The organism is Deinococcus fonticola, assembly GCF_004634215.1.
Taxonomy (GTDB): Bacteria; Deinococcota; Deinococci; order Deinococcales; family Deinococcaceae; genus Deinococcus; species Deinococcus fonticola.
On record NZ_SMMH01000020.1, the window covers coordinates 51,323 to 69,891 of the forward strand.

Annotated in this window: 15 protein-coding genes; 13 read left to right on the top strand and 2 right to left on the bottom strand. The window is 66.8% G+C overall.

The genetic code is table 11. From position 1 onward, the window contains the following. Window positions 1–194: 194 nt before the first annotated feature. The 8 genes from E5Z01_RS12515 to E5Z01_RS12550 all read left to right on the top strand — a co-directional run bounded on the left by E5Z01_RS12515 (window position 195) and on the right by E5Z01_RS12550 (window position 12,609). Window positions 195–1,064 (top strand): shikimate dehydrogenase family protein, encoded by an 870-nt coding sequence (locus E5Z01_RS12515; protein WP_240738374.1) that lies wholly within the window; start codon window positions 195–197, stop codon window positions 1,062–1,064. Continuing rightward, entirely contained in the window at window positions 1,061–4,435 is a 3,375-nt protein-coding gene (locus tag E5Z01_RS12520; protein WP_240738375.1) for a CHASE domain-containing protein, read from the top strand. Before E5Z01_RS12515 ends, E5Z01_RS12520 begins: the two co-directional genes overlap by 4 nt. After that, window positions 4,432–5,691, top strand: a complete 1,260-nt coding sequence (locus tag E5Z01_RS12525) for a hybrid sensor histidine kinase/response regulator (RefSeq protein ID WP_167757905.1) — start codon at window positions 4,432–4,434, stop codon at window positions 5,689–5,691. The genes E5Z01_RS12520 and E5Z01_RS12525 overlap by 4 nt, the downstream gene beginning before the upstream one ends. Window positions 5,692–5,877: 186 nt before the next feature. Continuing rightward, the gene (locus E5Z01_RS12530; protein ID WP_135229668.1) at window positions 5,878–6,582 is read left to right on the top strand and encodes an SDR family oxidoreductase; all 705 of its coding nucleotides are present in this window, start codon (window positions 5,878–5,880) and stop codon (window positions 6,580–6,582) included. A 262-nt stretch (window positions 6,583–6,844) separates the two neighbouring features. Next, window positions 6,845–7,276: an SsrA-binding protein SmpB gene (smpB, locus tag E5Z01_RS12535; RefSeq protein WP_135229669.1), complete on the top strand. Its 432-nt coding sequence runs from the start codon at window positions 6,845–6,847 to the stop codon at window positions 7,274–7,276. Further along, entirely contained in the window at window positions 7,273–8,643 is a 1,371-nt protein-coding gene (locus tag E5Z01_RS12540) for an N-acetylmuramoyl-L-alanine amidase family protein (RefSeq protein ID WP_135229670.1), read from the top strand. The genes smpB and E5Z01_RS12540 overlap by 4 nt, the downstream gene beginning before the upstream one ends. After that, window positions 8,640–9,197: a GerMN domain-containing protein gene (locus tag E5Z01_RS12545; protein ID WP_167757906.1), complete on the top strand. Its 558-nt coding sequence runs from the start codon at window positions 8,640–8,642 to the stop codon at window positions 9,195–9,197. The genes E5Z01_RS12540 and E5Z01_RS12545 overlap by 4 nt, the downstream gene beginning before the upstream one ends. Window positions 9,198–9,312: 115 nt before the next feature. Further along, window positions 9,313–12,609 (top strand): AAA family ATPase, encoded by a 3,297-nt coding sequence (locus tag E5Z01_RS12550; protein WP_135229671.1) that lies wholly within the window; start codon window positions 9,313–9,315, stop codon window positions 12,607–12,609. Window positions 12,610–12,677: 68 nt separating this feature from the next. Here E5Z01_RS12550 and lepB read toward each other — a convergent pair whose 3' ends face one another. Then, on the bottom strand, window positions 12,678–13,469 hold the full coding sequence (gene lepB, locus E5Z01_RS12555) for a signal peptidase I (protein WP_135229672.1): 792 nt from the start codon (window positions 13,467–13,469) through the stop codon (window positions 12,678–12,680). 27 nt (window positions 13,470–13,496) lie between these two features. Beyond that, a complete protein-coding gene (locus E5Z01_RS12560; RefSeq protein WP_167757907.1) occupies window positions 13,497–14,216 on the bottom strand; it encodes an ABC transporter ATP-binding protein in 720 nt (239 codons plus the stop codon). A gap of 138 nt (window positions 14,217–14,354) precedes the next feature. Here E5Z01_RS12560 and E5Z01_RS12565 point away from each other — a divergent pair, with 138 nt between their 5' ends. From E5Z01_RS12565 to E5Z01_RS12585, 5 genes are all read left to right on the top strand, one after another. Then, the gene (locus E5Z01_RS12565; RefSeq protein WP_135229674.1) at window positions 14,355–15,047 is read left to right on the top strand and encodes a Crp/Fnr family transcriptional regulator; all 693 of its coding nucleotides are present in this window, start codon (window positions 14,355–14,357) and stop codon (window positions 15,045–15,047) included. Between the two features lie 212 nt (window positions 15,048–15,259). After that, complete coding sequence (locus tag E5Z01_RS12570; RefSeq protein WP_167757908.1) at window positions 15,260–15,598, top strand: hypothetical protein; 339 nt, start codon at window positions 15,260–15,262, stop codon at window positions 15,596–15,598. Window positions 15,599–15,669: 71 nt separating this feature from the next. Then, window positions 15,670–15,843, top strand: a complete 174-nt coding sequence (gene lysW / locus E5Z01_RS12575) for a lysine biosynthesis protein LysW (RefSeq protein ID WP_135229675.1) — start codon at window positions 15,670–15,672, stop codon at window positions 15,841–15,843. Between the two features lie 68 nt (window positions 15,844–15,911). Continuing rightward, window positions 15,912–16,787, top strand: coding sequence for a lysine biosynthesis protein LysX (gene lysX, locus E5Z01_RS12580; protein WP_135229676.1), 876 nt, complete (start codon window positions 15,912–15,914; stop codon window positions 16,785–16,787). A 243-nt stretch (window positions 16,788–17,030) separates the two neighbouring features. Beyond that, entirely contained in the window at window positions 17,031–18,206 is a 1,176-nt protein-coding gene (locus E5Z01_RS12585; RefSeq protein WP_135229677.1) for an ABC transporter ATP-binding protein, read from the top strand. Window positions 18,207–18,569 lie beyond the last annotated feature (363 nt).

An 18,569-nucleotide genomic window follows, 5' to 3' on the forward strand; every position in this document is an offset into this window, starting at 1 on the left:
GAGCACTGCTCCGAATGACGGCTGGAGAAGGGCCCCCACCTATTCTCCCCTGCGAGGCTGTGCCCGTGCGTCCTGCTGATCTCCATTTACTCGCTTCGCTCGAAAAAAACCCCCTCCATTCTTTTGCCGAACGCTCTAACGTCGGTAAAGGCAGACGCAGAAAAAAAGGGGGCTGGGGCCGTTAGACTGACAGCGTGAGTTCGCCCGCCCTTGTCCCTCACCGTGCCTTTCTGTTTGCCGATCCTGCCGCGCATTCCCTCTCTCCGGTCATGCACCGGGCCGCTTTTGGGTGGGCCGGACTGCGCGGCGAGTACGTCGCCGAGCGCATTCCCGCGCCGGAGCTGCCCGCGCGGCTGGCCACCCTGCGGCGCGACCCGGCCGCCCTGGGGGCCAACCTGAGCCTGCCTCACAAGGAGAGCGCCTTGCCGCTGCTGGATTCGCTGAGTGACGCGGCACGTCAGATCGGCGCGGTGAACACCGTGGTGCGCCGGGGCAGCGAACTGCACGGCGAGAACACCGACGCGCCCGGACTGCTGGCGGCCCTGCTCGACGCCGGATTTGCCTCTCCGGGTGGCCCGGTGGTCGTGCTGGGCGCGGGCGGCGCGGCCCGCGCGGCGGTCTACACCGCCCTGATCAGCCTGGAGCGGGACGTCTACGTGGTGAACCGCAGCCGGGCCAGGGCCGAGGAGCTGGCCGCCGCCTGGTTCGTCCCGCAGGCCGATTTCCAGGTGCAGGACTTCCAGGTGCGGGCCGCTACCCTGGCCGAGGTGCCCTGGTCGCAGATCAGCCTGATCATCAACTGCACCAGCGCCGGCCTCGACGACCCGCAGGGAACGCCGCTGCCCGACTTCGACTTTCGCTGCTCCCCGCAGGCCGGTGTGTACGACATGGTGTATCGCCCCGCCGAAACGCGGCTGCTGCGTGAAGCGCGCGCGGCGGGCCTCAGTGCCCACAACGGGCTGGGCATGCTGGCGCACCAGGCGCGGCTGGCCTTTCAGGCCTGGACGCGTGTGGACGTTCCCGCTCAGGTGTTCTTGCGGGCTCTGGGCGGAGCGCAGCCGTGAAGCCGGCCATCTTGCCGCAGCGCCTGCCGCCCCTGCTGCGCAGCTGGGGCCGCCTGATTCCGCTGCTGGTGATGGCGCTGGTGCTGCTGCTGTCGGTGCTGCTGGCCGCCGTGGTGGGGCAATTCACGCATGAGCAGCAGCGCGTGCGCTTCGAGCGCGAGGCGACCGCCTACACCACCGCCCTGCAGGGCCGCGTGTCCGACTTCGACAAGCTGCTGCAAGCCAGCCGCGCCTTCTGGATGGCCAACCCCACCGACGTTACGCCGCAGAATTTTGCGCGCTTCACGCAGGAACTCAAGCTCACCGAGCGTTACCCGGACGTGCTGGCGCTGGGCTACAACGCCTGGTTGCCCGCCGGGCAGGAAAGCACGCTCGAAACCCTGGTCAGCTCGCTGGGGCTGCGCGGGTACAACGTCTTCCCGGAGACTACCAGCCAGAGGATGCGCGCCCCTATCGTCCTGATCGCTCCGCTGGACGCCGCGAACCGGGCGGCGCAGGGGTACGACATGTACGTGGAGCCCAGCCGCCGCGCCGCCTTCGATGAAGCCAGGCGGCGCGGGGCGTATCAGGTGTCCAAACCGGTGGAGCTGGTGCAGAAAGACGCCCTGGGCCGCCCGTACCAGGGCTTCCTGGTGGTGCTGCCGGTGTGGCGCGAGGACGTGGGCGACGCAGCTGCCACCGGGCAGCTCACCGGCTACCTGTACCTGGCGGTGCGGGCCGACCTGTTCCTCGATCGCCTGACGTCCGCCTTCCGGGTGCAGGGCATCTCATCCAGCGTGCGACTGGGCGGCGTGCCGCTGGTCAGCCGCGCCGACGGCCACGCCGAATTCAGGCAGACCGATCGGCTGGAGCTGGCGGGTCAGGGCTGGGTGGTGCAGTACGCGGCGCCGGGCAGCTTCGGGCGCGACATTTTCGGACTGGTGCCTTACCTGATTCTGCTGGCTGGCATGTTCCTCGCGGCGCTGGCCTACCGCCTGATGCAGTCGCAGGTGTACGCCCGCGAACGCGCCGAGCTGGTCAACCAGAACCTCAGCGAACTTCAGGTCAAGCAGGAACGGGCGCGCGCCGAATTCGAGGCGATCTTCCAGTCCATGCAGGACGCCGCCGCCTTCACCGATCGTGACGGTCACATCCTGATGGTCAACCGCGCCATGAACCGGCAATTCCGTTACCCGCGCGGTGAACTGGAGGGCCAGGCCCTTTCCAGCCTGCACGCCGACCGCCGCCTGGACAGCACCCTGACCTTCCAGTCGCTGACCACTCCCTATCGCCGGCGCGACCAATCGCTGTTTCAGGGCGAAGCGCAGCGTTCCGAGGTGCGCGACCAGAAAGGCGAGGTGTTCGGGCTGCTGGAAGTGGTGCGCGACGTGAGCGAGCGCGTGCAGTCCGAGCAGGCCCTGCAGGCCGAGGAACGCCGCTCGCGGGCGGTGCTGGACGCCATTCCGCACATCCTGTGGGTCAGTGACCCCGGCGGGCAGGTCACCTACACCAACGCCGCGCACCGCCGGCGCCTGGGAACTGCCACCGTGCGCGAGCGCGTGCACCCGCACGACCTGGCCGCCTACGATCAGATGTGGCAGGACGCCTACACCCTGCGCACCCGCTCTCAGGCCGAGTTGCGCCTGCAGGTCGGGCCGGCTGGCCTGAGCGCCCCGGCCACCGTCCGTGAACGCTGGTTCGAGGTGCGGGTCGCGCCGCTGCTGGACGACGCCGGCCAGGCCCAGGAGTGGGTCGCCAGCGCCACCGACATTCACGACCGCCTGGTCGCCGAGCGGCTCTCGCAGCGTAACGAGGCGCGTTACCGGGGCGTGCTGGAAGGCATGCCGCAGATCGTGTGGCTGGCCGACCCGGAAGGCGAGCTCACCTACTTCAACCGCCGCTGGGAAGAGTACGTGGGCGAGGAACGCGGCACCTTCTTGCCCACGGTGCACCCCGACGACCGCGCTGACTACCAGCAGCGCTGGTTGCAGGCGGTGCGGCGCGTGCAGCCCTTCGAGGCCGAGCACCGCCTGCTGGGCGCGGACGGCCTGTACCGCACCTTCGTGACGCGCGGCCTGCCGGTGCGCGACGCGCAGGGCCAGGTGATCGAGTGGGTGGGCACCAGCACCGATGTCGACGACAGCGTGTACGCCGAGATGAGCGCTCGCCTGCTGGCCGACATCTCCACCGCCCTCACCGCCCGCGTCAACGACCCGCTGGCCAAACGTGCCGCGAAATACCAGGCGGTGCTGGAACTCGTGACGCAGCGTATGGCGGTGGCGGGAGCCATCTGGACGGCCCCACACGCCAGGCTGCTGGCCTCGGTGCAGCAGGATCCCAACTGGAGCCTGCCGCACATTCAGACGGCCCTGCACGCCGCTGTGCAGCAGGTCATGCGCACCGAGGAGACGCAGGATATCCAGGCCCACCCCCTCCTGCACGTGGTGGCGGCCTCCGGCGCGGTGGCCACGCCCCTGATTGGCCTGGACGGCACCCTGCTGGGCGTGCTGGGCCTGGCCTACCGCCATGAACTGCACGACCGCGACCACGAACTGGTCATGGAGGTCGCCAAGCGCCTGGCCGAGTCGCTGGACAACGACGACCTGCGCGCCCAGGCGCTGGAGGCCGAAGCGGAACTGCTGAAACTGAACCAGTCCCTCGAAGAGCGCGTGCAGCGGCGCACCATGGCCCTCGAGGAAGCCAACAGGGAACTGGAGGCCTTCAGTTACTCGGTCAGCCACGACCTGCGCACGCCGCTGCGGCACGTGGTGGGCTTCGGGGACCTGCTGCGCAAGGAAAGCGCCGACACTCTGGGATCCAAGGGCACCCGTTACCTGAACGTCATCACCGAGGCCGCCGCGCGCATGAATACCCTGATCGACAGCCTGCTGGAGTTCTCGCGCATGGGCCGCGCCCAGATGAAAGCCGCGCCGGTCGACCTCCGGGCGGTGATTCAGAACGCCTGGGAACACCTGGAACCCGACCGCCAGGGCCGCCAGATCAGCTTCGAGCTCTGCGAGATGCCCACCATCGACGGGGACGCCAACCTGCTTGATCTGGTGTTCCAGAACCTGCTCTCCAACGCCATCAAGTACACCCGCACCCGCCCCGCCGCGCACGTCCGCGTCACCTCAGAAGTCCATGACGGCCGCGTCACCGTGCGCGTACGGGACGACGGGGTGGGCTTTGACCCCAAATATGCCGATAAACTGTTCGGCGTGTTCCAGCGCCTGCACCGTTCCGATGAATTCGACGGCACCGGCATCGGCCTGGCCAACGTGCGCCGCATCGTCACGCGCCACGGCGGCAGCGTGGACGCGCAATCTGTGCTGGGTGAAGGCTCGGTGTTCTCCGTGACCCTTCCCCTGCACAGCCCGGAGCCCCTTGAATGACAGATTCCGCCCCTATCCCGATTCCCCCCACCGCGCCGCAGCCCAACGTGCCACAGTCCGGCGTGCTGCCCAGCCTGCCCGCCGAAGGCGAGGCCATCACCCTCCTGCACCTTGAAGACAGCGAGCTGGATCACGAACTGGTGCTGATGAACCTCAGCGACCTGCCCTGGCCGGTGGACATTATCCGCGTGGAGGACGAGGCGGGCTTCCTGGCTGCGCTGGACGTTCCGCCACACCTGATCCTAAGCGACTTCTCGCTGCCGGGCTACGACGGCCTGAGTGCTTTCAAGGCCGCGCATGCCCGCTACCCCAACCTGCCCTTCATCATCGTGACGGGGGCCATGGGCGAGGAGGTCGCGGTGGACACCCTGCGTCAGGGCGTCACCGACTACATCCTCAAGCAGCGTCTGGAACGCCTGGCGCCCAGCGTGCGCCGCGCCCTGGTCGAAGCCGACGCCCGCGACTCGCGCGAACGTGCCGAACGCGAGGTGCGCGAGCTCAACGCCCGATTGCAAGCCCGCCTGCTGGAAGTCGAGCGCCTCAAGGGCGTCGCAGAACGCCAGAGCCAGCGCCTGGAAGTGCAGGCCAAGCAACTCGAAGAGGCCCTGAACCTCCAGAAAACCTTCCTGGCCGAAACCAGCCACGAGCTGCGCACGCCCCTGACCGCCCTGCTGGGCTACCTGCGCCGCGCCGACCGCGAAGCCGGCGGCTCGCAGGTGATCGCCGACGCCCAGCGCGTTACCGAGAACATGACCCGCCTGGTCAACGACCTGCTGCAACTCTCGCGCGGCGAACTGGTGCAGAGCGTCGAGATGCACTTCATGAACATCGGCAACCTGCTGCGTCAGGTCGGGCGGGATTTCGGCGTGCGGGTCGAGGCGCGGGATGTGGAGATCGTCGGTGATCCGGGCCGGCTCACGCAGGTGTTCGTGAATCTGGTCTCCAACGCCATTCGCGTGTGCGGCACGCCCGAAAAGGTCTTCATCGACATGCACCTGCGTCCCGGCGAGGTCGAAATCAACGTCATCGACACCGGTCCGGGCGTGCCGGATCACATCAAGCCCAAGATTTTCGACAAGTTCTACCGGGGCAAGGAAGCCGGCTCCACCGGGCTGGGCCTGACCATCGCCCAGCAGGTCGTGACCACGCACAGTGGCCGCATCGACGTGCTCGACACACCCGGCGGCGGAGCGACCTTCCAGGTGCGCCTCCCCCTGCTGGAAGACGAGGACGAGATGGACGACGGCTTCGCCTGAAGAGGCGGCCTCTGAAACAGGAGGGCTCTAGATCAACGGCTTGAGGAAACCCCGAGGAAACCCCTCGGCCGGCCAGACGACCACCGGGCCAGGCCTTTTTCCTGAAGCTGGCTGGCCCCGCCGGCTGGTGTTGAGCTGCCCTTTACCCGTTCGCAGCGGACAGGGGCAGCATGTTAGGTTGCAGACATGCCGAATCAGAAAAGTGCGTTTGTGACGGGGGCAAGCAAGGGGATCGGGTACGCTGTCGCGCAGGCCCTGGCGGGGGCGGGGTACGCGGTGACCGTCACCAGCCGTAACGAGCAGGAGATCACGCAGGCCGCGAATTCCCTGGGTGCTTCTGCGCGGGGCGTGGTGTGCGACGTGAAGGATCACCGGGCCGTGCAGGACGCCGTGGACGCTCATGTGAAGGCTTTCGGGGGGTTGGACGTGCTGTTCGTGAATGCGGGCGTGGGGCACTTCGCCAGCGTGGCTGATCTGACGGTCGAGCAGTGGCGGGACGTGATCGACACCAACCTGTCCGGCGCGTTCTACACCGTCAAGGCGGCCATTCCGGCCCTGAAGGAGAAGGGCGGGTACATCTTCACGCTCTCCAGCCTGGCGGGGAAAAACCCCTTCGCGGGCGGCGCGGCGTACAACGCCAGCAAGTTCGGCCTGAACGGCCTCTCGGAGGTGCTGATGCTCGACCTGCGCCAGCACGACATCAAGGTCACGCAGATCATGCCGGGCAGTGTCGCCACGCACTTTGCCGGCCACACGCCGGGCGAGGCCGACGCCTGGAAAATCCAGTCCGAGGACATCGCCCAGTTGACGCTCGACCTGCTGAACATGCCCGCCCGCACGTTGCCTAGCCGCGTGGAGGTGCGCCCCAGCCGCCCGGATCGGAAAAAGTAATAAGAATTCCGGCCCCTCAGTTATGAAATAATTGTTCAACCCGACTGGAAGGAGCAGGAACAAAAAGCTCCCGGACGTGGAGTGCTCCCTCCGGCGTTGTTCCGGGGGGAGCACGCAACAAACGGGAGGCTGATAAGGTCTTAAGAGCCTACGCCCTGAAGGTCTGAACGCCAGGAACACGGGCTGGCGTTCAGACCTTCTCTTCTGGAAGGCCCACGCCTACGCCTTTCGTCGGTTCCGCTCTCACGATGTCCCTGCTAGAATGCCCCGCGTGTATACGAACCGCCGTGCGCATCACGAGTACGAATTGCTGGAGCGCTTCGAGGCGGGAATCGAGTTGACGGGCAGTGAAGTCAAGAGCGTGCGCACGGGCGGCGTGGACTTCCGCGACGCTTTTGCCCGTCTGAACGGCCAGAACGTCGATCTGGAAGGGCTATACATTCCGGTGTACAAGGAAGCGACGTACAACAACCACGAGCCGCGCCGAACCCGCCGCCTGCTGCTGCACCGCGAGGAAATCGGAAAGCTGAAGCGGGGCCTGGAGCAAAAGGGCCTGACATTGGTGCCCACCCGGCTGTATCAGAAGGGCCGTTATTTCAAGGTAGAAATTGCCCTGGCACGCGGCAAGAAGCTGCACGACAAGCGCCGCGCCGAGGCCGAGAAGACCGTGCGCCGGGAGCTGCGCGAATTATGAGGCGCTGGCCCAGGCTGCTGCTCACGGGGGCGCTGGTGCTGGCCGGGCTGGCCGGGGCACAGTTCACCTTTACCAAACTGAACCTGGCCGGGCAGCAGGTGCAGAGCGTCGACCTGTACGGCGCGGAGTACGCCAGTCAGGTGACCCTGGGTGACCTGCTGGACGTGAAGCGCGACGGCAGCCTGGTGCGCGTCACTGGCCTGGGCCACGTGCTGCTGCTGCCGCTGGACGAGGATCAGGTGCGCGCCACCACCGACTTCAACACCGTGCAGCTCGACGCGCAGCGCGTGCAGGCCCGCACCGCCACCTGGGTGAACGGCAACATCTACCTGCCGCTCGACACCCTGGCGCGCGGCCTGGGTGCAGCCTACCAGAAGGGAAAATTCACGCTGCCCACGCGAACCCTGCAGAACGTCAGCAGCCGCGCCGGCAAGGACACGGACCGGCTGGTGCTCGACCTCAGCCGCGACGTGATGGTGCGCGACGAACTGAAAGGCACGGTGCTGCGCATCATGCTGAAGGGGACGACGGGCCAGACGCAGCGCTACACCACGCGCGGCGCGTTCATCCCCTACGCCGACGTGAAACAGGAAGGGGAGAACACGGTCGTGAGCTTCACCCTGCCGCAGAACAGCGGCTACCGCGTGTACCCGGTGGTGCGCCAGGGCGGCACGCGCATCGTCGTGGATGTGGGCCCCGGCATCCCCAACGACACGCCGGTGCTGATGGAGCGCCTGGCCAAGCCGCTGATCGTCCTTGACCCGGCGAGGGTGGAGGGCCTCGGCAAGGACGTGACGCTGGAGGTGGCCCGCCGCTCGGCGGAACTGCTTACCAAAGCCGGCTGGCAGGTGAAACTCACGCGTGAACAGGGCAGCGCCCTGCCCCTGAACGAGAAACTGCGGCTGGCCCGCGCCAGTGACGTGTACCTGGCGCTTGACCTGGGCCGTTTCCCGAAAACCACGCGCGGCGGCGTGACCGTGTACGAGAACACGGGCCGCAGCCCCGCCAAGTTCGTGAATGCCCTGCGCAACGGCACCGAGAACCCGCCGCTGGGGTCGCTGGCGGTGGGCGACATGGGCGGCACGCGCCGCCTGTCCGAACTGCTGCGCGGCGAACTGAAGGGCAGCGGCGTGACCGCCCGGCAGGACAGTGTGGCCCGCATGTTGACCCTGAGTGAAACGGCGCAGGCGGCGCTGCTGCTGGAAGTGGGCTGGGCCGGCAACGCGCAAGACCGCGCCAACCTGGGCACCGAGGCCCGCATGCAGGCCCTGTCGGTCTCGGTGGCCCGCAGCGTCGCCACTTACCTGACCGCGCGCGCCAACAACGCCAGTCAGGTGGCATCTGCCGGGGCGGGGGTCACGCCATGAGTGCCCTGCGCCGCCTATTCTCGCTGTTCAACGTGCTGGCCCTGCTGGTGCTGCTGGCCGCCGCCTACACCTATCAACTGGTGCAGCGTCCCGTCGCGCTGCCTGCGTTGCCGAAACTGCAACTCACGGAAGTCCACCCGGTGAAACTGAAGGTGTACTACACCGACAAGCAGGTGCAGACCCTCAAACCCCTCGAGCGCACTGTGAACGTCGCCGAGGAAACCCCCACGGCCCTGGCGCAGGCCGCCACGGACGCCTGGGCGCGCGGCCCCGGTGGGCTGGGCGACGATATTCTGCCGGTGTTGCCCGCCGGGACGCCCGCCCCGCGCATCTACGTGCGTGGCGTCCACTACTACGCCGACCTGCCGGCCGCCTACGGGAAACTGAATTACGGCACCAGCGGCGAACGCGTGCTGCTGTGCTCGCTGACCCGCACGCTGCTGGACAAACGCGGCGACGACGTGACCTTTCTGCTGGACGGCAAGAACATCGACACGCTGGGGCACCTCGACCTGCGCGACGCCTTTACGCGCCAGGACTGCATGGATCAATGAGTGGGTCGGCGGCGAAAAGCGTGTTGACTGCGAAGGGAGGGTCCGAGCGTCCAGGCGTCTGAGCGTCTAAGTTTTTGCTTAGCTGCCTGACCCTTAGACGCTTGGACGACGTTCCTTGATCCGCGCCATTACCTTGCAGGGCTTCAAATCGTTCGCGGATCGCACGCGCCTGGAATTCGCGGGGGGCGTGTGCGCGGTCATCGGGCCGAACGGCAGTGGGAAAAGCAACGTGGTGGAGGCGATTCGCTGGGCCACGCACGGGGCGCGGGCGCGAGAGTTGCGGGCCGGGCGCGGCACGGAGCTGATCTTTCACGGTTCGGGCGGTAAAGCGCCGCTGGGTCTGGCGGAAGTGACTCTGGAACTGCTGACCCCACAGGGGCGCGTGAATGTGGCCCGCCGGGTGTACCGCGACGGCACGGGCGAGCAGGACCTGAACGGGCGCGGCGTCCGGGCGCGGGACGTGCAGGCGGCGCTGCGCGGCACGGGGCTGGGGCCGGGCGGTCTGGCCGTGATCGGGCAGGGCGAGGTGAGCGGCGTCGTGCAGGCCGAGGGCAAAACCCTGCTGGGCTACCTGCAGGAAGCGGCGGGTCTCTCGCGTTCTGTGACCGTGCGGCAGGAAACCGAGCACCGTCTGAAAGAGGCGGACGCCCACCTGCGCGAGTTGCAACTGCTGCTGGACGAGCGCCGGCACGCCAGCGAGCGCCTGGCCCGCGCCGCCGCGCAGGCCCGCGAGCACCGCGACCTGACCCTGCGCGTGCTGACGCTGGAGGACGCCCTGAAACGCGAGCGTCAGGCCAGCCTGGCGCGTGAAATAGCGCAGGCCAGAGCGGACGCGCAGGCCGCACAGACCCGCAGCGCCGAACTGGGCCGCGAGGTGCAGGCCGCCGCGCAGCGCGTCGAGGAGGCCCGCGAGCACGCACAGGAAGCCAGAGCCCGCCGGAACGCCTATGCGGGCGCTCTGGAAACCCTGCGGGCGGCCCGTGAAGCGCACGCACAGGCCGCTCGTTACCGCCAGCACCTTCAAACTGAAGCGGACACCCTGAACCACGAATTACAACAACTGCCGCATACCGCGCCCGTGCAGGAGGCTCCGGATCTGCCCGCTTTGCAGGAACGGGTGCGGTCGCTGCGCGCCGAGGCAGAAGCCGCAGAAAACCGCGCCCGGAAGCTGGACGTGGAACTGGGCCGCGCGCGCACGCAGGCCGCGCAGGCGGCCGAGGCAGCCGCCCGTGCCGACGCCAGCCTGGACACGCTGCGGGCCGAACTGGAGCGCGCCGAGGGGAACCTGGAAAGCACGCAGCAGGCCCTGGCCGAAGCGCACGAGAAGCACCTGCGGGCCAGCGAACGCCGCGCCGGCGCCGAGGAGACCTTCGCGGAACTGGCCAGCCGCCGCGCCGCCCTGCAAGCCACAGAGCGCCACCTGAACGCCGAGCAATCGCGCCTGAACGCCAGCCTGGCCCCCCTGAGGCGCGAACGCGAACGCCTGGAAGCCGCGCTGAACAGTTACTCCCGTTACGGCGAAGGCGCGCGCAACGCCCTGCGCCTCGATCATCCCGGCATCGTGGGTTCCGTCGCCGACCTGCTCAGCGTTCCCGCCGAGTACGAAACGGCCATCAGCGCCGCACTGGGCCGCCGCCTGGAGCAGGTGGTGGTTCACAGCGGGGAAGACGCCCGCGAAATCATCGAGGAACTTAAGCGCGTGGGGGGGCGCGCCACCTTCCTGCCCCTCGACCTGATCCGTCCCCGTGCCCGCCGGGACACTGGCCTGCTGCGCGAGGACGGCGTGATCGGTAACCTCGCTGACCTGTGTCCCACCGACCCCCCGCTGGTGGGCGAGGCTATTCTGGCAGATACGCTGCTGGTGCAGGATTTGCGCGCTGCGAACCGCCTGGCCCGAACGCACCAGAGCCGCCCGCGCCTCGTCACGCTGGACGGCGAACTGGTGGAACCCGGCGGGGCGATCTCAGGCGGCCGCCTGCGCGACACGGGCAGCGCCGTGCTGTCGGATCAACGGCGTTTTCAGGAACTGGACGCTGAAATCGAGCAGGCTGAAGCCGGCATCCAACAATTGGGTGTCACCCTTCAAAGTACGCTGCAGGAGGTGCAGCAGGGCGCTGCGCAGCACGACACCCTCCTTCAGGCCCGCGAGACCGCCGCGCAGGACGAACGAGCAGCCGAACGCCGCGTCACGGAACTCGGCGCCCAGCAGCGTAGCCTGCTGGCCAACCGTGACCGGCTGCAGGAACGCCTGAATGCCCCCCAGCCGGTGCCGGAACTCCACCTTCAATGGCCTGATATGGGCGCCCTGGAAACCCAGTTGCTGGAAGTGCGCCAGAGCGCTGAACAGTTCCGCGAGCAGGAACGCGAGGCCGTGGAGGAACTCGCGCTGGCCCGCGAACTGGACGCCGCCTGGAAAGCCTTCCACACCGCCCAGTCCCGCGCGGTGCAGCTGCGCGCCCGGCAGGACACCAACCAGGCTGCCGTAACCGCGCAGGATGCTCACCTGGCCGCCGCGCAGGATGAAGTCGGGTGCCGCGAGGCCGCGCTGGGTTCCCTGGACGAGACGGAATTCCCCCGCGCCGAAGCGGCCCGCGACGAGGCCGCGCTGGCCTACAGCAACCTGATCGCCGAACAGAACCGCGTCCGCACCCGCCTGGATGACCTGAAGGTGCTGGTGGCCCGCCGTGAGGGCAGCCTGGAACCCCTTCTCGACGGGTGCAGTCCGCCCGGCACGCCCCGCGAGTGGACGGCGGAACTGAACCGCGCCCGCGCCGCGCTGGAACAGATGGGGCCAGTCAACGCCCGCGCCGAGGCCGATCACGCCCTGGAGCTGGCCCTCCTCGCCAGTCAGCAGGCCGAGCTGCAAGACGCCAGTACGGCCGCGCAGGAACTCCGCACACACCTGTCCGAACTGGAAACGGTGGAAGGCCACGCCACCGACGCCGCCTTCGGGCGCGTGAACACCGCTTTTCGTGAATACAGCGCCGAACTGCTGGGCGGTGTGGGCGAGCTGGAAGCCGAACGCAGCGAGGAAGGCCGCCTGACAGGCGTGCGCCTGGCCGTGCAGCCCAGAGGAAAGCGCACCCGCAGCATGACGCTGCTTTCGGCCGGGGAAAGAACCATGGCGGGCCTGGGGTTTCTGTTCGCCCTGAACCACGCCGGCGGTGAGGACGGCATGGGCGGCCTGCCGCTCGCCGTCCTCGACGAGGTGGACGCGCCCCTGGACGAAGCGAACATTCGCCGCTTCACGGCCTTCTTGGAGCGCTTCGGGCAGCGCGGCACCCAGTTTCTGCTGGTCACGCACCAGAAAGCCACCATGGAGGTCGCGCAGGCCCTGTGGGGCGTCACCACCGATCAGGGCGGAGCGAGCCGCATCCTCAGCATCCGCCAGCGTGAAGATTCCCTGTCGTAAAGCTCGCCGCATAAAAAGAGATAAAAGAAGACCGGAAGCCTGCGCCTCCGGCCTGGTGTTCCCGCCCTTTACTTCGTCAGTTCGCTGAAGCCCTCGGGGCGACTCAGGGCACGCCAGTTCAGTTCGTTCGGGCCGCTGAGTTCCGCGACGGTTTCGTTGGCGCAGTCGTACTTGGCGGTGGTCTTGCGCATGATGGGCCACACCACGGCGGCGGCGCGCCCGGCGATGTCACGCATGGGCACCGGGCCGAACATGCGCGAGTCCTCGCTGCCGTTCATGGTGCGGTTGTCGCCCATCAGGAAGTACTGCCCGTCCGGCACGGTGATTTCCTGGGCCTGCTGCACCGCCCCGATGCGGCCCGCCGCGGCGTTGTTGGCCAGGTCGCTCTGGTTGTCCCAGCAGCCCTGCTGCCGCCAGTAGTCGGTGGTCCAGCTGCTGTCGAGTTTGGTGCCGTTCACGGTGACTTCCCCGCCGGAAATGCTGATCCTGTCGCCGGGCAGCCCGATCAGGCGCTTGATCAGGAAGGGGCGGTAATTCCACAGGCCAAACGCACTTTTGTTCAGGTTGCCGATCTGCGCGGCGGCCTCGCGGGGGGGTTTGAAAATCAGGATGTCGCCGCGCTTGAAGTCCCCGACGCCGGCCTTGTGCAGCCATGTCTCGTACTTGGGGACGAACACGCGCTCGCGGTTACGCAGGTTGGGCATCATGCTATTGCCGTCCACGCCGACCAGCGTGGCCAGAAACTGGGTGATGACCACCGCGAACACGATGGGTTCCAGGACTTCCTTCCAGAGTTTTTGCAGCGGCGTGGCTGTTGGTTTGGCCTTCACAGGAGTGGCGGGCGCGTCTTGACGAGTCATGCAACGCAGAGCATAGCTTAAAAGACGTTAAGAGAAGAGGGTGGCCGCCGGGCGCTCGCCCACTGCTCCTTCCCCTGCAGACTCCACGATTCTGCCGTCCAGCAGGTGCAGGGCGCGGTCGGCCGAAGCGGCCAGCGACTCGTCGTGCGTGACCAGCAGCACGCCGGCCCGCTGCTCGCGGGCCAGTTCCAGCAGCAACCCCGCGACTCGCTGGGCGTTGGCGCGGTCGAGGCTGCCGGTGGGTTCGTCGGCCAGCACGGCGGCGGGCTGCCCGGCCAGGGCGCGGGCGATGGCGACGCGCTGGCGTTCGCCGCCGCTCAGGACGCCCGGCATCTCGCGGCTCCGTTCCCCCAGGCCCACGCGCTTCAGCAGCGTCTGGGCGTGCTGCGGGTCACCGGTTCCGCTCAGCATCAGCGGCACCTGCACGTTTTGCAGGATGGTCAGGTCTTCGAGCAGGTAGTGGTGCTGGAACACCAGGCCCAAGCGCCCGGCGCGGCGCACGGCGCGGGCCTGGGTATCCAGCGTGTCCACGCGCTCGCCGGCCCACCACACCTCGCCCTGCTGCGGCACGTCCAGGCCGCCCAGCAGGTGCAGCAGGGTGCTTTTGCCGCTGCCGCTCGGCCCGCTTACGGCGACCACCTCGCCGGGCTGCACGCTCAGGCTCACGCCGTGCAGCACCGTCGCCGGCCCGAAAGCGTGGTGCAGGTGCCGGGCTTCCAGGGCGGGGGACGGTGTGGGCACAGTCATCTGGGGAATGGTAGTGCATCAGGGGCGCTGTGTAGGGGCAGCCGTATTTGGCAAGGGTGGGGATCGGCCCTTGTGGGGGCGTTTGCATTAACTGGACATCGGGGCGCCCGGGGTGCGCGAGGCGTTACAGTGTGGGCGATGTCCCATCTGGACGCCCTGCGCCGTTCTCCACTGTTTGTCCGCGTTCCCGAGGAAGCGCTGCGGGATACGGCGCGCATTGTCATCGAGCGGCAGTTTCAGCCGGGCACGTTGCTGCTGGAGCAGGACGTGACCGGCGACACGCTGCATATCCTGACGCACGGCATGGTGCGGGTCACGCGGGCCAGTGTCGCGGGCCGCGAGCGCATCCTGGGCGATATCTACGCGCCCAGCGTGGTGGGGGAGACGGCGGTGCTGGATCAGGGCGAACGCAGCGCGTCGGTGCGGGCCATGACCGAGGTGCGCACGCTGATGCTGCACCGCGAGCACTTCGAGCAGCTGCTGCAGCGCCACCCGCGCCTGCTGTGGAACCTGACGGTGATGCTGGCCCAGCGGGTCACCGCCCTGAACGACGAGTTGATCGTGCTGGGGCAGGACACCCAGGCGGCGCTGGCGCATGTGTTCGCGGGCATGTACCGGCAGCGCCTGGCGGCGGGGATGCCGGACGCGCCGGTGCTGCCGCTGTCCACGGCGGACGTGATGGCGCGGGTCAGTGCCAGCCGCGAGACGGTCACGCGCGTGTTGCGGCGCATGGAGCAGCAGGGCCTCCTGAAGACGACGCCTGCGGGTGTGCGCCTGCTCGATCCGGCGCTGCTGGAAGAACTGTCGCTGAACAGTGACGACCTCGACTGACCCCTCAGGGACAGGGGCCTTGCCTGTCCGGGCCTGCCGGGCGGGGCAGCCCGCTAGAGTATTTGACAAAAGAACAGCGTGCTTTTTGTCTGGGCAGACTGGCACAGCTCGCAGAGAGCGAGTGAATTTAAACGAGCAGGACGGCGAATGGAGTTATGAGGCGTGGTGTTCTCCGCAGAACGGAATTCGGAGAACTGCTCTAGAATCGCGTCATGGCAACGTTGGAAATAGATTGTCCGGTGTGCGGTGAAGTGCTGGAACTGAGCGCCGAGGATAGGGCCGAATTGCAGGTGGGCGACGTGATCGTCTGCGACTCCTGCAACGCCGAGATGGAAGTGACGCGCAACGGCACAGAGGAAGATTTCGAGCTGGATCTGCTGGGCGTGCTGACCACCTGCCCGAACTGCGGGGAGGAATTCGAGGTCACCGAGGAGATGCTGGATGAGGCCCCGGTGCTGGAAAGTGCCGATGGCGTGACGGTGAGCGTGGTGGACTGCCCGCATTGCCGCGCCCGCATTGAACTGGAATTCGAGGAGAACCCGGACAACTGACGACAAGCCGGCTAGACAACTGCATACGTAAATTTTTTCAGGCTCTAGCCTAACAAACGTAAGGAGTAACTATGTCTACCGTTCAATTTGAAAACCCGGATACCGGTGCAACCATCGAGCTGACCAACCCTGAACTCGGCGAACTCGTGATTGACGAGGAAACGGGCGTCGAATACGAAGTCGTGAGCGTTGAGCCGCCCCGCCTAGAAGCCGCCCCGCAGGAAGCGGAGGACTGGGGCGAATAAGTCCCGGCGATGACACCGCCAGCTTTCCACAGGCTGGCGGTCTTCGCTGTGATCCCCCAGGAACCTTTATGGCCGAACTCGCTGTGCTGTACGACCGTATCCGCCCCGACGAGAAGATGCTTTTCGAGGCACTCGACGACCTGGGTATGCCCTACGACAAGGTCTACACCCCTCAACTGAAACTGACGTTTGACGAGCACGGGCAGGCGCAGGTGCCGTGGAAGGTCGCCATCGAACGCTGTGTCAGCCAGACGCGTGGCCACGCCGTGACCCGGGCGCTGGAAGCCTTCGGCGTTCATGTCATCAACCCCAGCCATGTCATCGAACTGTGCGGCGACAAACTCGCCACCAACGCCAAGCTGCACGCCGCCGGCCTGCCCACCCCCCGTACCGGCGTGGCTTTCGACGGTGACTCGGCTCTGCACCTCATCGAGGACATGGGCTACCCCGCCGTGCTGAAACCCACCGTGGGCTCGTGGGGCCGCATGGTCAGCAAGCTGAACGACCGTGACGCCGCCGAGGCGGTCATCGAGCACAAGGAAGTGCTGGGTGGCCCGCAGCACGGCGTGTTCTACGTGCAGGAGCTGATCGACAAGCCGGGGCGCGACATCCGCGCCTTCGTGGTCGGCGGCCAGTGCATCGGCGCGATCTACCGCACCAGCGAACACTGGATCACCAACACCGCCCGCGGCGCGAAAGCCAGCAATTGCCCGGTGACCCCCGAGATCGCCGATCTGGCGCAGCAGGCCGCCGCTGCCATTCACGGCGAGATCGTCGCCATCGACCTGGTCGAAGATTCCGCCCGTCAGAACAGGTGGGGCGGCCTGGTCATCATCGAGATCAACCACACCATGGAATTCAAGAATTCCGTCAGTACCACTGGCGTCAACATCCCCCGCCTGATGGCCGAATACGCCGCCGGCAAACTGAACGCTTCCCGGTAAATGGTGGTCAGTCGCACAACCTGACCGGGATGCTCCTGTCCAATCGCTGGCCCACAGTTGACTGTCGGCCGGCTTTTTTTTCTCCAGTCTGGAACCGTTTCCTGGCCGTTCCCGTGCGTGTTACACTGGGCGGGTCTGCTCAGCGTCAGTGTTCGCAATGGGAGTTCTCGTTCGCCCCAATTGCCCGATACAGCCTTAAAAGGCACGCTCACGGGTAAGAGCCGGGGAAAGGATAGGCATAACATGGCAGAAGTCATTCTGGAACACGTCAACAAGCGTTACGGCACCAAGCACCATGCGGTCAAGGATTTCAACCTGCACATCGCCGACCAGGAGTTCATGGTGTTCGTCGGGCCGTCGGGTTGCGGCAAATCCACCACCCTGCGCATGATTGCGGGCCTGGAAGACATCACCGACGGCGTCCTGAAGATTGGCAACCGCATCGTCAACGACGTGCCGCCTAAAGACCGCGACATTGCCATGGTCTTCCAGAACTACGCCCTGTACCCGCACATGAACGTGTACGACAACATGGCCTTTGGCCTGAAACTGCGCAAGACCCCGCAGGCTGAAATTGACAAGCGCGTGCGCGACGCCGCGAAAATCCTGCAGATCGAGCACCTGCTGGGCCGCAAACCCAAGGAACTCTCGGGCGGTCAGCGTCAGCGCGTGGCGATGGGCCGCGCCATCGTGCGCGAACCCGCGGTGTTCCTGATGGACGAGCCGCTCAGTAACCTGGACGCCAAACTGCGCGTGGAGATGCGCTCGCAGATCAGCCAGCTGCACCGCCGCCTGGGGGCCACCATCATTTACGTGACACATGACCAGGTGGAAGCCATGACCCTCGGCAACCGCATCGTGGTTATGCGCGACGGCGTGATCATGCAGGTCGACACGCCCATGAACCTGTACGACTTCCCACAGAACAAGTTCGTGGCCGGGTTTATCGGCAGCCCCAGCATGAACTTCCTGACCGCCCGCGTTCAGAACGGCCAGTTTGTTATCGGCGAGAACCGCGTGGCCCCCATGGGCCGCCTCGCCGAGAGCCTGCGCGCCTACGAAGGCAAAGACGTGGTAATGGGCATTCGACCCGAGCACGTCGGTATCCCCGGCCTGACCGACATTCCGCAGGGTGTGAACCACCTGCGCGGCAAAGTCGTGGTGGTGGAGCCGCTCGGCGCCCAGACCGACCTGATCATTCACATCGGCGACCAGCCCCTCACCGCCAAAGTCGAGGGCCAGGCCCTGGTCAACCCCGGCGACGACATCGACATTCTGATCGACCAGACGCGCCTGCACGCCTTTGACCCCGCCACCGAACAGGCCATCGACCGTGGCACGCCCGCCGGTACGCGCGGTCAGGCCGACACCCCCGGCCTGGGCTACAGTTACGCGCCCACCGCCAACGCCATGCAGTAAAAGGCGCCTGGGGACTGAAAGCTAGGGACTGGAAGCGTGGCTTCTCCGCTTATCAATGAGCCAGCTGAAATTGAGCGTCCATCTCAGACACAGGAGATGGACGTTCTTTCATTTCAGTTTCCCGTCAACAGCTGGCCCTATGTTCACCTGACCTTCCCGCGCCGCGCTAGACTGACGCCGCAACCCCCACAATCCCTACAGATCAAGGAGATGAAATGAAAAAAACCCTGCTCACGCTGACGGCCTGACAAATTTTATGAGAAGACGTCCCCGATAGGGGATAATTTCTGTTTGTGACGACAAAAATGCTCCTCGGGGACGTACCCCGACTCTACCAGAATGTCCGCCCCTTCCTCAGTTCCC

Bases quoted from the DNA above. Each gene is read 5' to 3' on its own strand.
- E5Z01_RS12525 (WP_167757905.1), top strand. From the start codon at position 4,432: ATGACAGATTCCGCCCCTATCCCGATTCCCCCCACCGCGCCGCAGCCC.
- E5Z01_RS12530 (WP_135229668.1), top strand. From the start codon at position 5,878: ATGCCGAATCAGAAAAGTGCGTTTGTGACGGGGGCAAGCAAGGGGATC.
- smpB (WP_135229669.1), top strand. From the start codon at position 6,845: ATGCCCCGCGTGTATACGAACCGCCGTGCGCATCACGAGTACGAATTG.
- E5Z01_RS12540 (WP_135229670.1), top strand. From the start codon at position 7,273: ATGAGGCGCTGGCCCAGGCTGCTGCTCACGGGGGCGCTGGTGCTGGCC.
- E5Z01_RS12545 (WP_167757906.1), top strand. From the start codon at position 8,640: ATGAGTGCCCTGCGCCGCCTATTCTCGCTGTTCAACGTGCTGGCCCTG.
- lepB (WP_135229672.1), bottom strand. From the start codon at position 13,469: ATGACTCGTCAAGACGCGCCCGCCACTCCTGTGAAGGCCAAACCAACA.
- E5Z01_RS12560 (WP_167757907.1), bottom strand. From the start codon at position 14,216: ATGACTGTGCCCACACCGTCCCCCGCCCTGGAAGCCCGGCACCTGCAC.
- E5Z01_RS12565 (WP_135229674.1), top strand. From the start codon at position 14,355: ATGTCCCATCTGGACGCCCTGCGCCGTTCTCCACTGTTTGTCCGCGTT.
- E5Z01_RS12570 (WP_167757908.1), top strand. From the start codon at position 15,260: ATGGCAACGTTGGAAATAGATTGTCCGGTGTGCGGTGAAGTGCTGGAA.
- lysW (WP_135229675.1), top strand. From the start codon at position 15,670: ATGTCTACCGTTCAATTTGAAAACCCGGATACCGGTGCAACCATCGAG.
- lysX (WP_135229676.1), top strand. From the start codon at position 15,912: ATGGCCGAACTCGCTGTGCTGTACGACCGTATCCGCCCCGACGAGAAG.
- E5Z01_RS12585 (WP_135229677.1), top strand. From the start codon at position 17,031: ATGGCAGAAGTCATTCTGGAACACGTCAACAAGCGTTACGGCACCAAG.